Below are 13,908 nucleotides of genomic sequence, written 5' to 3' on the forward strand. Positions count from 1 at the left end.
GCATACCACCGGAGCCGATGGGCTGGGCCGCGAATTCCTGGCCTTCAAGCTGGGCTCCGAGGAATATGGCATCGACATCCTTAAAGTACAGGAAATCCGCGGCTACGAAGCGGTGACCCGCATTGCCAACGCGCCGGAATTCATCAAGGGCGTGATCAACTTGCGCGGCATCATCATTCCGGTGGTGGACATGCGCATCAAGTTCAAGCTGGGCGAGCCGGTGTATGACCAGTTCACCGTGGTCATCATCCTGAATATCAATGGCCGCGTGGTGGGCATGGTGGTGGACAGCGTGTCCGATGTGACCACCCTGACGCCGGACCAGATCAAGCAGGCGCCGGACATGGGCACGGCGTTCAGTAATGAATACCTGATCGGCCTCGGCACCATCGACGAACGCATGCTGATTCTGGTGGATATCAACCGCCTGATGTCCAGCGCGGAAATGGGACTGATCGAAGGCCTGGCGCCATAACATGCGCCGCGGATGCGGCGGATCGATGATCCGCCCTACGCGGGAGATGGCGCAACACTCATCGGCCGCACGGGGGGGTAGGGCGGGTCATTGACCCGCCGTGCCAGGTTAACTGTCGGCCTGCTTGGCCCGGCGGGCAGCGCAGCCGTTCTTGTCCGGGCCGAGGTCGATGTTCTGGTAGCGGATTTCGTATTTGCCGTTGGAGAGCTGATCCACGATCAGCTTGTCGTGCGCCTGCACGAAGGCGTAGCGCACATTGGCGTGGCGCTCCAGGTCGTAGACCTTGATGAACACCGCCGCCGGGTTGGCGGCATTGTCCAGCGTCAGCTGCATATCCTCCCCCTTGTTCCCGACCGGGAAACCATCCACATAGCCGGACTGCTGCGGCCACGGCTCACCGTTCGGCGCCACCAGGGTCGGGCTTTCATGCTCGCAATCGACCGTCGCGCTCGGCAGCACGACTTGGGACAAGGTCACCACCTTGATCGGCGGCGGCTTCATCACATTCGGTTCCGGGGAATAGGGTTTGGCGACAGCCCAGCCGTCATCGCTGTTCTGGGCTTTCWCAACGCGGGGATAAGTACGGCTTGGCGTGGCCGTCGCCGTCAGCTCGGCAGTCGGCTTGTTGCCGCCCCAGCCGGACGCCAGTACGGCCGACATCTGGCGCGGCTCGGACACAGTCAGCATGCCGCCCACCCAGCCCAGCGCCACGCAGCCGCCCAGCGAACCCCACAGCTTGAGGCGGCGCTTCAGCACGCGGCGGCGCGGAATATCCACCGGATGATCGGACCAGCCCGGCTCAGCCGGCGCGTGATGGCTGTCGTGCTTGGTGCTCTCCAGCCAGGCGATTTCCCATTCTTCCTGGGCGATCCACTCGTCATGCTCCTTGCGGCGCACCGGATCAGCCAGCGTGCCATAGGCGGTATTGACGATGGCCATGATGCGCGCAGCCTTTTCGTCACCCGGATTTTTGTCCGGATGGTATTTCTGGCTCAGCGCTTTGTAGGCGGCACGTATGACTTCCTGGGGCGCCCCGCGGGAGACCTTTAAGTTGTCATAGTGAGTGTGGATCTTTCCCATCTCTTAATATTATCAGCGGCAGCCCGCCTCTACAAACGGTGGACGCGATCCGCGCGCAGCAATTCGGCGGGCAGTTCCACGTCTTTACCGATGGTCAGCACTTTAAACAGTTCGCCCATTTCCGCCGGAGATACCAGCTTTTGCAGGGCGTTCGACTGCGGCAGGTAACGCATGGTGTCGGACGGGTCGGTGCGCAGCAGCAGTTCGCCGATGCCGACACCAATCAGAAAACCGGCCTGGCTGGTATAGCCGAGCACGTCCGCTCCCGCGTCCTGGGCCGCCAGCGCCATGGCCGTGAAATCGACGTGGGCGGTGATGTCCTGCAGGCCGGGATAATAGAACGGGTCCGGATGGGCGTGGTGGCGGTAATGGCACATCAGGGTGCCGGTGGCGCGGTCGCCCAGATAGAACTCGCGCGCCGGGAAGCCGTAGTCGAACAGCAGCGCCGCGCCGCGGCCGCCTGCCAGCATGGCGCCCAGCGTCGCCATGAAGCCGCAGGCTGCGCCGTGGATTTCGGTCACGTAGCCGACCGGCAGGCTTTCCGGGTCCGGAATCTGGCGGGCGATCTGCTCGACGAGAGCGGCATCGGGCGCCACCGCATCCCAGGCAAAGGCGCCGTCGCGCACGGTCACGTGCAGCGCCTGCCAGCCCTGCCCGGTCAGCGTGACCATATCGACCGGCATGGCGTCCAGCACCTCATTGCCCAGCACCACGCCTTCAAAGCGTTCCGGCAGGCGGTCCAGCCAGCGCACCTGTGGGAAGGCGCGCAAGGTTTCCTGCTGGCGCGCGCGCAGCTCGCCGGACAGGTCGACAATGGAATAGCTCTCGACCGTCACGCCGGCGGCAGCCAGCTCGGTCAGCACATCCAAAGCCAGCTTGCCCGTGCCGGCCCCGAATTCGAGGATATGCGGCGCGCTTTGGGCGATAATAGCGGCTGCCGCGTGCGCCACGGCCTGTCCGAACAGCGGCGTCAGCTCTGGTGCAGTTGTAAAATCGCCATCTTTTCCCAGTTTGGCGGAACCGCCGCTGTAATAGCCCAGACCGGGCGCATACAGCGCCTGTTCCATGAAGCGGGAGAATGGAATGGAACCGCCCTGCTGCGCGATATCGGCGGCGATCTGCTGCTGCAAGGCTTGGGACGCGGCCAGCGCGTCGGAAGAAGGTGCGGGTAAAGACATTCCGGCATTGTAGCGAATCGGCGCGCCCCACCCTACGGAATTGATTGACACTTAATATGACGACAACACAGCCAGTGACCACGCCACGCGTCGCCCTCGTCACGGGCGCCGGCAAGCGCCTGGGCCGCGCCATTGCCCTCGGGCTGGCGCAGGCGGGCTGGGACATCGCCGTCCATTACCGCCATTCGCACGACGAAGCGCGCGATGTGGCGCAGGCGATTGCCGCGCTGGGCCGCCGCGCCGTCACGCTCGATTGCGACCTGTCCGACCAGGAAGCGGTGAAGCAGCTGCTGCCGCGCGCCGTGGCCGCGCTGGACGCCGTGCACTGCGTGGTCAACAACGCGTCGCTGTTCGATTACGACAGCCATTTCGATTTCGGTTTCGAGCGGCTGGATGCGCATATGCACGCCAATGTCGGCGCGCCCGTGCTGCTGGCGCATGCGCTGTACGACGCCACGCCGGAACGCGGCGAGGCGGTCGTCATCAATCTGCTGGACCAGAAGCTTTATAATCTCAATCCCGATTTTTTGTCCTACACCCTGTCCAAGGCTGCGCTGGAAGCGGCGCAAACCATGCTGGCGCAGGCGCTGGCGCCCAAGGTAAGGGTGGTGGGCGTGGCGCCGGGGATCACCATGGTGTCCGGCGACCAGAGCGAGGAAGGCTTCGCCAAGGCGCACCAGCAAACGCCGCTGGGCCGTTCCAGCACGCCGGAGGACATTGCCGCTGCCGTGGTCTATGCGGCCAGTGCGCGCGCCATGACCGGCACCACTTTACTTGTCGATGGCGGCCAGCACCTGCAGCCATCGGGACGCGACGTGATGTTCGTCGCCAAATAATTTCAACTTTAAGGTTTTCGCAAAATGCTGTCCGCCCTCATTCACCCGCAACTGCAAGACTGCCGCCGGCTGTTCCTGCGCAATTACGAAGTGCTGATCAATATCGGCGTGCACGATTTCGAGAAGAAGGGCGAGCAGCGCGTGCTGATCAACGTGGACCTGTATATTCCGCTGGCCGTGTCCACGCCCAAGGACGACGAACTGAATGAAGTGGTGGACTACGACTTCATGCGCGAGACCATCGCCCGCCGCATGGCCGAGGGCCACGTGCATCTGCAGGAAACGCTGGTGGACGATGTGGTAAAGGCCATGCTGGCGCACCCGAAAGTGCTGGCAGCACGCGTATCGACCATGAAGCCTGATGTCTATCCGGATTGCGAAGGCGTGGGCGTGGAAGTATTCAAGATCAAGGACGTAGCATGAACGCCGTAGTCGACACCAAAGCCGCCGACAAGGTGGCCTTCGAAAACAACAAGCTGCACAAGCGCCTGTGCCGCCTGGTCGGCCAGGCCATCGGCGATTTCAATATGATCGAGGAAGGCGACAAGGTCATGGTCTGCCTGTCCGGCGGCAAGGACTCCTATGCCCTGCTGGATATCCTGATGACGCTGCGCGAGCGCGCGCCCATCAATTTCGAGATCGTGGCCGTCAACCTGGACCAGAAGCAGCCGAACTTCCCGGCTGACGTGCTGCCTCGCTATCTGACCGAGCTGGGTGTGGCCTTCCACATCGAGAACCAGGACACCTACTCGATCGTCAAGCGCCTGATTCCGGAAGGGAAAACCACCTGTTCCCTGTGCTCGCGCCTGCGCCGCGGTATCCTGTACCGCGTGGCCGATGAACTGGGCTGCACCAAGATCGCCCTGGGCCACCACCGCGACGACATCCTGGAAACCTTCTTCCTGAATATGTTCTTCGGCGCGAAGATCAAGGGCATGCCGGCCAAGCTGGTGTCCGACGACGGCAAGCACGTGGTGATTCGTCCGCTGGCCTATGTGAAGGAAGAAGACACCGAGCGCTATGCGGCCGTGAAAGGCTTCCCGATCATTCCTTGCGACCTGTGCGGCTCGCAGGAAAACCTGCAGCGCAAGCAGATCAAGGCCATGCTGCGCGACTGGGAAAAGAAACATCCGGGCCGCGTGGAGAGCACCTTCTCCGCCCTGTCGACGGTGGTTCCTTCGCATCTGATGGACCGCGATCTGTTCGGCTTCAAAGACATCAAGGCCGACGGTCTCGCCAATCCCCTCGGCGACATCGCCTTCGACGAAGAACCCTGCTCCACGCCAACGGCCACACCGGGCATCATTCCTCTTCAAGCCGGTTAAGCCACGTGCCGATCGCGGCGGGTCAATGACCCGCCCTACGCCGGGCCAGGAATATTGTTACCCTCGCGTAGGGCGGATCATCGATCCGCCGTTGCAAGCGCACCGTTAGCGGTCATAAATCCCCGCATATTTCAGCCCGTAATAAAGGATGAAGGTATAGCACGCTGCGGGGATGAGGAAGGACCATTGGACGCCCGCGGCATCGCCGACCGCGCCTTGCAGCAGAGGCACAATGGCGCCGCCCGCGATGGCCATGCACAGCAGGCCGGRGCCTGGCCCCGTCAGGTGGCCAAGGTCTTTCAGCGCGATGCTGAAGATGGTCGGGAACATGATCGAGTTGAACAAGCCGACGGCAAGAATCGCCCACATCGCCACACCGCCGTGGCTGAAGATCGACAGCAGCACCAGCGCGATCACGGCAGCTGCATTGAAGGCCAGCGCATTACCCGGCTTCACATAGTGCATGGCCGCGCTGCCGACGAAGCGTCCGATCATGGCGCCGCCCCAGTAGTAGCTGACATAGCGCGCCGCATCGGCCGGCGCCAGGCCGGCGACTTGCGGCTCGCCGAAGTAGTTGACCAGGAAGCTGCCGATGCTCACCTCCCCGCCCACATACAGGAAGATCACCACTGCGCCCAGCACGAGGTGGCGATGCGCCAGCAGCGCACCCCAGCCTTCGCGGGCCGCTGCCGGCGGTTCGCCCGCTTCGATGTGCGGCAGGCGCGCCAGCGAGAACAGCACGGCCAGCAGCAGCAGCGCTGCCGCCAGCACCAGATAAGGTCCCTGCACGGTGGATGCTTCCGCCGCCGCACCGCCAGACGCCGCGCCGTGGCTCAGCGCACCGCCAGCAAGAATCAGCATGCCGCCCAGCGCAGGCGCAATCGTAGTGCCCAGCGAATTGAAGGCCTGGGCCAGGCTCATACGGCTGGACGCATTGCGCGGTTCGCCCAGCGCCGCCACATAAGGATTCGCAGCCACCTGCAGCACCGTGATGCCGCTCGCCAGCACGAAGAAAGCAAACAGGAACAAGGCATACCCGGAATTCGCCGCCGGGTAGAACAGCGCGCATCCGGTCGCGGCGATCAGCAGGCCGGCGACGGCGCCACGCTGATAGCCGATCTTGCGGATCAACATACCGGCCGGCAGGGACACGATGAAATAGGCGCCATAGAAGCAGCACTGCACCATCATCGCCTGTACATAACTGAGCTGGTACACGGCCTTCAGGTGCGGAATCAGCACATCATTCAGCGCCGTCAGCGAACCCCACATGAAGAACAGCAGTGTGACAATCGACAACGCACTGCGGTAGTTCGTCGGCGCAGACGCGGCGGCATTCGGTGCGGAAGCAACAGGGCTATACGTTTCCATTGATTCTCTCCACTTCGTCAAGGGTGGGTGCGTGGGCACCGGGAGCGCAGCAGGCTGCAGCGCCGCAGGCTACGGCAAAGTTAAGATGCTGCTGCCAGTCGCGCTCAGGATGATGGTCCAGGCTGAAGACCAGGCCGGCAATGCTGGCGTCGCCCGCGCCGACCGTGTCCGCAACAGTGATGCGCGGCGCCGGCGCGTGCCACATGCCGGCGCCGGCCAGCAGCGAAGCGCCTTCGCCGCCGCGTGTGTACAGCACGGCGGCGACAGGATTCATGGCGCGCAGTTGCGCCAGCGCTGCCGCTTCGTCATCGGTACGGAACAGCGCGCGCAAGTCTTCGTCCGAGACTTTGATAACGTCGGCCAGCGCCGCCATTGCGCGCAGCGTGACGTCGTAGCGCTCGTCCATCAGCTTGCGGAAGTTCGGGTCATAGCTGATGCGCACACCGGCCGCACGCGCAGCAGTGGCTAGCGTTACCAGTTTGTCGGCAAGCGGCTGGCGTGCCAGGCTGATGCCGCCGAAATGCAGCCAGCGCGCATCGTGCAGCCAGTTGGCGGGCAGCGTATGCGGGTCGAAATACAGATCGGCGCTGTTCTCGCCGACGAAGAAATAATCCGGCGGCGTGGTCGAATGCACCATCGCCAGCAGCGGCGGGCGCGCATAGCGTTGTAGATAGCGTAAATCCAGTCCGGACGCCTCGCTGGCCCGCCACAGCGCGTCGCCAAACACGTCCTGGCTGATGGCGCCCGCAAACGCCGTCGGCGCACCCAGCGCCGCCAAAGCCCGCGCCACATTCCAGGTCGAGCCGCCGACGCGGCTATGCCACACATCGCCTTCATGGCGGATCATGTCGGTCAGCGCCTCTCCGGCGCAGACAAAGCGCGCGCCGTCAGCCATGCTTGCTCCAGGCGCGCATGATGTCGTAGCAGGCGCCCATGGTGTGATAGTCCACTTTGCCTGCCGGGCTTTTCTCGTCCGAGTATTTGCGGTTATCGGCGGTCAGGATGCGGTACCAGGCGCCGTATTCGTGATCGACAAAATACGTCCAGCTGTACTTCCACAGCTTTTCGTACACGGTCTTGTAAAGGGGATCGCCGGTGCGCGCGGCCAGCTGCGCGGCAGCAGCCAGTGTTTCGGCCTGCACCCAGAAATATTTATCCGCATCGCAAATGCTGCCGTCCGGAGCGAAACCATAATGGATGCCGCCATGCTGATGGTCCCAGGCCTTGTCCAGCGCAATCGCAAACAGCTTCTGTGCGGCAGGCAGCAGCCAGGATGGATCGCGCTGAAGATGCGCGCCATGTTCTTCCAGTTGCAGCAGCAGCTTGCTCCACTCGGTTAAATGGCCCGGCTGGTAGCCCCATGGACGGAACAGGTTGGCCTTGTCGTGCAGATTGAATTCCCAGTCGACCGACCAGTCGCTCTTGTAGTGTTCCCAAATCATGCCGTTGGCGCGTTCCGCCTGGCGCTGCGTGATATTCCAGGCCAGCAGTTCGGCGYGGCGCAGCAGATGCACCTGGCCAGTGGCCTGGTACGCGGCCAGCAAGGCTTCGCAGGCATGCATATTGGCGTTCTGGCCGCGATAGGACGACACCTCCGACCAGTCCGCACTGGCCTGGTCGGCATACAGACCATGCTCCGGTTCCCAGAAGCGGCGCTCCATCAGCGCGAACGTTTCTTCGATATAGCCGCGCGCTTCTTCCACGCCCGCCATCAGCGCATGGGAATACGCCAGCAGCACAAAGGCCAGACCGTAGCAGTGGTTTTCCGCGTCCAGCACTTCAGCCTTGCGGTCCTGCCACTTCAACAGCCAGGTGTAGCCGCCCGTTTCAGGATTGCGGTGCACATTGCGCAGGAAATCGACACCGTGCCGCACTTGCTGCAGATACTCCGGCCGCTGGAAGTGGCGGTAAGCCATCCCATACACGAATACAAAGCGTGTGCTCGACACCAGATGGCGTGTCGCCGCGTCGTAGACCGTGCCGTCGTCCTTGAAGAAATGATAGAAGCCGCCGCTCGGATCGATAGAGCGCGGGTAGTAGAAGGACATCGTCTGCGCAACGTGGTTATGCAGTGTGGAACGCGCGAAGAAATCGGGGAAAGCCTGGGTCATCTGGTCATCCGTGGTTTAGTCATCATTACTGCTCTCGCGCACGACCAGGCGCACCGCGAGAATTTTCTCCAGCACCTGGCTGGTATCCGTTTGCATCAGCAACTCGACACCGGCCGCGCCCAGCGCTTCCTTGTCGGTGCTGACACTCGACAGCGGCGGCACCGCCATCGCTGCCGCGCTGATATCGTCGAAGCCGACGATGGCAAGATCGTGCGGAATCTTGAGTCCTGCGTCCAGGCAGTAGCGCATCGCTGCCAGCGCCGTGCTGTCGTTGTAGCAGAACAGTGCATCGGGACGCTGGGTCATCGCCAGTAAGCCGGCCATCGCATCGCGCACAGCCTGATCGCGGTCGCCAATGCCGGGCAAGGTCACCTCAAGATCGGGATCGGCCAGGCGACGCGCTTCGTACAGCGCCTTGCGGAAGCCGCGCACGCGCTGCTGAATGCTGTAGTGCGACAGCGGACCGGAAAGCATGGCAATGCGTTTGCGTCCACTCTCGATCAGGTGACGGGTGGCGAGATAGCCGCCCAGATGGTGATCGGCGTTGACCGAGGTGTAGCCCTGCAGGCGCATATCGACCAGCACCATCGGCTTGCCGCTGGCGCGCAGCGCTGCCAGCACCTCCGGCTCGAAATAGCCGGCGCACAGAATCGCATCCGGCTGGTGCAGGCGAATCAGCTCCGCCACCGGCTCGGCCGGATTGACCGCGAACAGCGAGAGCGCAATCCCTTCCTTGCGGCAGGCCGCTTCCGCGCCATGCAGCACGGGCGAATAGAAGGGGCTGGYCGCCAAAGTGCTGTGCTGGGAGTGCAGCAAAAATGCGATGCGTCGGATGCGCCCCGTCTTCAGGTTGTTGAAGTCGTACCCCAGTTCGCGCGCCTTGGCGACTATCAGTGCGCGCGTTTCTTCGCTCAGGCCAGTCTGATTCTTCAGCGCGCGCGACACCGTGCCGATCGAACGGCCGGTGTGCTGCGCAATGGTGCGGATCGTGACCGGGTCAGTGGGCTCGCTCATGCTGCGTCTCGCGCGAGAAGGAATAGGGAGCATCGTCCGGCGCTGTGCCGCGCTGCTTGTTCGGCACGGCCGACATATTGAAGTCGAGTGTAGCGCCCTTCAGCAGCTCATCGTGCGCCAGCCAGTTACGCGTGTACGGGCGTCCGTTCAGGCGCGCGGACTCAATGTAACGTTTGTCGGCATCGTTGGCCGGCGCGTTGATACGCACGTCCTTGCCGTTTTCAAGATGCAGCGTCGCGTGCTGGAACAGCGGAGCGCCAATCACGTACTGGCCGACGGCCGGCGTGACGGAATAGAAGCCCAGCGCGGAGAACACATACCAGGCCGAGGTCTGGCCGTTATCCTCATCGCCGCAATAGCCATCCGGCGTCGCACGGTACATGCGGTTCAGCGTTTCGCGAATCCAGTACTGCGCCTTCCATGGCGCGCCCGCGTAGTTGTATAGATAGAGCATGTGCTGGATCGGCTGATTGCCGTGGGCGTACTGCCCCATATTGGCAATCTGCATTTCGCGGATTTCGTGAATCACCTCGCCATAGTAGCTTTCGTCGAAGACCGGCGGCAGCTTCATGACGGTATCGAGCTTGTCGACGAAGGCTTCGCGTCCACCCATCAACTTGATCAGGCCATCGACGTCATGGAACACGGACCAGGTGTAGTGCCAGCTATTGCCTTCGGTGAAAGCATCGCCCCACTTGAAGGGATTGAACGGCGACTGGAAGCTGCCGTCCTTGTTCCGTCCGCGCATCAGACCTGTTTCGGGATCGAACAGCTTCTTGTAGTTCATGGCACGCTGAGCGTAGATGCCGATTTCCGATTCCGGCTTGCCCAGCGCTTTGCCCAGCTGGTAGATGGCGAAATCGTCGTAGGCATATTCCAGCGTGCGCGCGGCGTTCTCGTTGATCTTCACGTCGTACGGCACGTAACCAAGCTCGTTGTAATACTTGACGCCGAAGCGCCCCACCGCTGGCATCGGGCCTTCGTTGCCGGCGCCGTGTTTGAGCGCTTGCCATAAGGTGTCGATGTCCTGACCGCGAATGCCTTTTATCCATGCATCCGACACGACGGCGGCCGAGTTATTGCCGATCATGACGTTGGCAAGACCGGGACTGGACCACTCAGGCAGCCAGCCGCCTTCCTTGAAGTCATTGGCCAGGCCCGCCTGCATTTCGCGGTTGATCGAGGGGTAGACCAGATTCAGGAAGGGGTAGAGAGCGCGGAAGGTGTCCCAGAACCCGGTTCCGGCAAACATATAACCGGGCAGAGTCTGGCCGTTGTATGGGCTCCAGTGAATCGGCTGCCCCTTTGCGTCGAGCTCATACAGCTTGTTCGGGAACAGCACCATGCGGTACAGGCTCGAATAGAAGGTGCGCATCTGGTCGATGCTGCCGCCCTCCACTTCCACGCGGCTTAACACGCGGTTCCATGCCGCCCTGGCTTTGGCGCGAGTCGCGTCGAAATCGTCGTTCGCCAGTTCGCGCCGGAGATTGAGCTCGGCCTGCTCAGCGCTGATGAAGGACGACGCCACCTTCATGTGCACTTGCTCGCCCGGCTTGAAACCGACAATGGCGCCACTGTGGTCGCTTGTCATTTCCAGACCGCCCTCGATCAGCTGCTTGCCGCTCCAGACGTCGGCCGAAGTGAAGGGTTTATCGAACACCATCACGAAGTAGTTGCGGAAGTTGGCCGGCAGCGGACCGCGCGCATAGCGGGTACTGTAGCCAATCACCTTGCGCTGATCGGGCAGGATCTTGATGTAGGAGCCTTTGTCGAAGGCATCCACCACCACATAATTTTTCTCGGACTGCGGGAAGCTGAAGCGGAACTGGGCTGCGCGCTCCGTCGGCGCGATTTCGGCGGTGACGTTGGAATCGGCCAGATACACGCTGTAGTAATAAGGCTTCGAGACTTCCGCCTTGTGCGAGAACCAGCTGGCGCGGTCGTCTTCGTTGAAACGCTTGGCGCCGGTGATGGGCATGACGGCAAACTGGCCGTAGTCGTTCATCCAAGGCGACGGCTGGTGCGTCTGCTTCAGGCCACGGATCTTGTCCGCGCCGTAGGTGTAGGCCCAGCCATTGCCCATCTTGCCGGTCTGCGGCGTCCAGAAGTTCATGCCCCACGGGACGGCAATGGTCGGATAGGTATTCCCGTTCGACATTTCCATGCTGCTGGCCGTGCCCATGAGGGGATTGACCCACTCCACGGGATCGGCCACCTTGCCAACCATTTGTGCCCCGGCCAGCGGCGCGGCCAGGGCCAGTACCAGTCCGAATTTCATCATTGGTAAGCCGTCTGCGTGTATGGGCGGGCTTTGTGGTCGCGGCCCCAGTCGGTATTCGGCGTTGCCTGCATGCGGAACACCAGCTCGCCGCCTGCGGTAATGTCTTCATGGCGCAGGAAGCTGCGCTGCAGCGGCTTGCCGTTCAGCGTGACACTGCCGACATACACATTCGTTGCGCTCAATTGCTCGGCGCGGATGGTGAAGTGCTTACCGTTCGGCAGATTCAGCACGGCCTTGTCCACGAAAGGACGTCCGATCACGTATTCATTGCTGCCCGGCGCTACGGGATAGAAGCCCAGGGCGGTAAAGGTGAACCAGGCCGACATCTGACCCAGATCGTCATTGCCCGCCAGACCGTCCGGCTTGGCGCTGTACTGGCTGGCGACGATCTGGCCCAGGCGCGCCTGAGTCTTCCACGGTGCACCGGCATAGTTGTACAGGTAGGCTACATGGTGCGATGGCTCGTTGCCGTGGGCGTAATGGCCGATCAGGCCGGAGATGTCTTCCATATGCGCGTAGACGTTCGCATCGACCTTGGCATCAAATACCTGGTCGATCTTCGCCGCCATTGCCGCATCGCCGCCCAGCATGGAGATCAGACCGGCATTATCGTGCGGCATATACCAGGAATATTGCCATGCGCTGCCTTCGGTGTAATCGCTGCCGAAGTTGGACAACACGGGATTGAAGGGCTCGCGGAATTCGCCCGTCGATTTACGGGCGCGAATGAAGCCGGTTTTGGTGTCGAACACATTGCGGTAATTCTGGGCGCGCTTGTAGTAGCGGGCGGCGATATCCTTCTTGCCCATCTTCTCGGCCATGCGCGCGATGGTCCAGTCGTCGAAAGCATATTCGACGGTCTTGGATGCCGCTTCCGGCTCCAGGTCGATCGGCACATAGCCCAACTTCATATAGTGTTCCAGGCCGCCGTAAGGACCGTATTCGGCACTGGCGGTCATCGCGGCCAGCGCTTCATCGGCGCTGAAGCCTTTCAGGCCCTTCATGTAGGCGTCCGCAATCACCGGCACCGCGTGGTAGCCGATCATGCACCAGGTTTCCAGGCCGTTGAACTGCCACACCGGCAGGATGCCGTAGGGGCTTTCCTGCTGCGACACGATCAGGGAACGCACGAAGTCGACGTTCTGCTGTTCCGGCTGGATCAGCGTCAGCAAAGGATGCAGAGCGCGGTAGGTGTCCCACAGCGAGAAGGTGGAATGGAAGCTGAAACCCTTGGCCTTGTGCACCTGGTTATCCGGGCCGCGATACTGGCCGTCGCGGTCCATGAACAGGCTTGGCGCCAGCATGGCGTGATACAGGCTGGTGTAGACCATGGTGCGCATTGGTTCCTGCGCTTCGACTGCCACGGCGGACAGGGCATCGTTCCAGGCTTTGCTGGCGCGGTTGCGTTCCGCGTCAAAGTCCCAGCCCGGCATTTCTTCCAGGTTGGCGAGCGCGCCGTCTTCGCTGACGGCGGACAGCGCGACCTTTACCATCAGCGTGCCATCGGCCGGTACGCCGAAGTCCAGTGCACCAACCAGGGCCTTGCCTTCCACGTAAATCTTCTCGGACGGCGTTTTGCCCGGCGCAGCGAAGCCTTTGTACTCGACGCCCTCTTCGCGGTTGTACAGCGCGCGGCCGGCGATGGGGCGCGAGAACTTCATCGCGAAATACAGCTGGCGTCCCGGCGCCCAGCCGCGCGTGACGCGCATGCCGGTAATGGTGCTGTTGTCGCGGACGCGCATCGAGGACCACAGGTTCTTGCCGTTGTAATCGTAAATGCTTTGACGCAGATCCAGGATCACCTTGGCGTCCGCACCCTTGTCGTAGTGGTAGCGGTGCAGGCCTACCCGCTCGCTGGCAGTCAGTTCGACACTGACGTCGTTATCCTGCAGGCGCACGGCGTAGTAGCCCGGCTCCGCGTGTTCGTCTTCGTGGCGGAAGCGCGAACGGTAGCCGCTGAAGGGGCGCTCCGGATAGCCCGGTTCCAGCTTCGTGTCGCCGCTGTAGGGCATCAGCAGAATGTCGCCGAGATCGGAGTGACCGCTGCCGGAGAAGTGGGTATGCGAGAAGCCGAGGATGGAGTTGTCTTCGTAACGGTAGCCTGCCGCCCAGGGATAACTCTGTTTGAAGTGGCGGACCTGGGTGTCCGGGCTCAGTTGGACCATGCCGAACGGACGCGTGGCGCCGGGGAAGGTGTGGCCATCGCCGCCGGTGCCGATGAATACATTGACGGCGGC

12 protein-coding genes are annotated in these 13,908 nt (G+C 62.4%); 4 read left to right on the plus strand and 8 right to left on the minus strand.

The window, feature by feature from the left end:
- The coding region (locus tag AB4Z11_RS06685) for a chemotaxis protein CheW (protein WP_442023668.1) at nt 1-475 on the plus strand (475 nt) is incomplete at its 5' end.
- Nucleotides 476-583: 108 nt separating this feature from the next.
- Here AB4Z11_RS06685 and AB4Z11_RS06690 read toward each other — a convergent pair.
- Both AB4Z11_RS06690 and AB4Z11_RS06695 read right to left on the minus strand, forming a co-directional pair.
- Entirely contained in the window at nt 584-1,555 is a 972-nt protein-coding gene (locus AB4Z11_RS06690; protein WP_442023670.1) for a J domain-containing protein, read from the minus strand.
- Nucleotides 1,556-1,584: 29 nt separating this feature from the next.
- Entirely contained in the window at nt 1,585-2,733 is a 1,149-nt protein-coding gene (locus tag AB4Z11_RS06695; RefSeq protein ID WP_442023672.1) for a class I SAM-dependent methyltransferase, read from the minus strand.
- Nucleotides 2,734-2,789: 56 nt separating this feature from the next.
- Between AB4Z11_RS06695 and AB4Z11_RS06700 the strand changes: the two genes are divergently transcribed.
- From AB4Z11_RS06700 to ttcA, 3 genes are read left to right on the plus strand one after another with little or no spacing between them, the layout of a single operon-like run.
- A complete protein-coding gene (locus tag AB4Z11_RS06700; protein ID WP_442023674.1) occupies nt 2,790-3,569 on the plus strand; it encodes an SDR family oxidoreductase in 780 nt (259 codons plus the stop codon).
- Between the two features lie 24 nt (nt 3,570-3,593).
- Nucleotides 3,594-3,992, plus strand: coding sequence for a dihydroneopterin aldolase (locus AB4Z11_RS06705; RefSeq protein ID WP_442023676.1), 399 nt, complete (start codon nt 3,594-3,596; stop codon nt 3,990-3,992).
- Complete coding sequence (gene ttcA, locus AB4Z11_RS06710; protein WP_442023678.1) at nt 3,989-4,894, plus strand: tRNA 2-thiocytidine(32) synthetase TtcA; 906 nt, start codon at nt 3,989-3,991, stop codon at nt 4,892-4,894. Before AB4Z11_RS06705 ends, ttcA begins: the two co-directional genes overlap by 4 nt.
- Before the next feature lie 105 nt (nt 4,895-4,999).
- Here the strand turns inward: ttcA and AB4Z11_RS06715 are convergent, their stop codons facing one another.
- From AB4Z11_RS06715 to AB4Z11_RS06740, 6 genes are all read right to left on the minus strand, one after another.
- Complete coding sequence (locus tag AB4Z11_RS06715; RefSeq protein WP_442023680.1) at nt 5,000-6,265, minus strand: sugar MFS transporter; 1,266 nt, start codon at nt 6,263-6,265, stop codon at nt 5,000-5,002.
- On the minus strand, nt 6,252-7,160 hold the full coding sequence (locus AB4Z11_RS06720; protein WP_442023682.1) for a carbohydrate kinase family protein: 909 nt from the start codon (nt 7,158-7,160) through the stop codon (nt 6,252-6,254). The genes AB4Z11_RS06715 and AB4Z11_RS06720 overlap by 14 nt, the downstream gene beginning before the upstream one ends.
- A complete protein-coding gene (locus AB4Z11_RS06725; RefSeq protein WP_442023684.1) occupies nt 7,153-8,376 on the minus strand; it encodes an AGE family epimerase/isomerase in 1,224 nt (407 codons plus the stop codon). The genes AB4Z11_RS06720 and AB4Z11_RS06725 overlap by 8 nt, the downstream gene beginning before the upstream one ends.
- A 15-nt stretch (nt 8,377-8,391) precedes the next feature.
- A complete protein-coding gene (locus AB4Z11_RS06730; RefSeq protein WP_442023686.1) occupies nt 8,392-9,390 on the minus strand; it encodes a LacI family DNA-binding transcriptional regulator in 999 nt (332 codons plus the stop codon).
- Nucleotides 9,374-11,671 (minus strand): GH92 family glycosyl hydrolase, encoded by a 2,298-nt coding sequence (locus AB4Z11_RS06735; protein WP_442023688.1) that lies wholly within the window; start codon nt 11,669-11,671, stop codon nt 9,374-9,376. Before AB4Z11_RS06735 ends, AB4Z11_RS06730 begins: the two co-directional genes overlap by 17 nt.
- On the minus strand, nt 11,668-13,908 hold a 2,241-nt coding region (locus AB4Z11_RS06740; protein WP_442023690.1), incomplete at its 5' end, for a GH92 family glycosyl hydrolase. The genes AB4Z11_RS06735 and AB4Z11_RS06740, both read right to left, overlap by 4 nt.

The sequence above is a fragment of the Pseudoduganella sp. RAF53_2 genome (assembly GCF_052113985.1).
GTDB lineage: Bacteria > Pseudomonadota > Gammaproteobacteria > Burkholderiales > Burkholderiaceae_D > Rugamonas.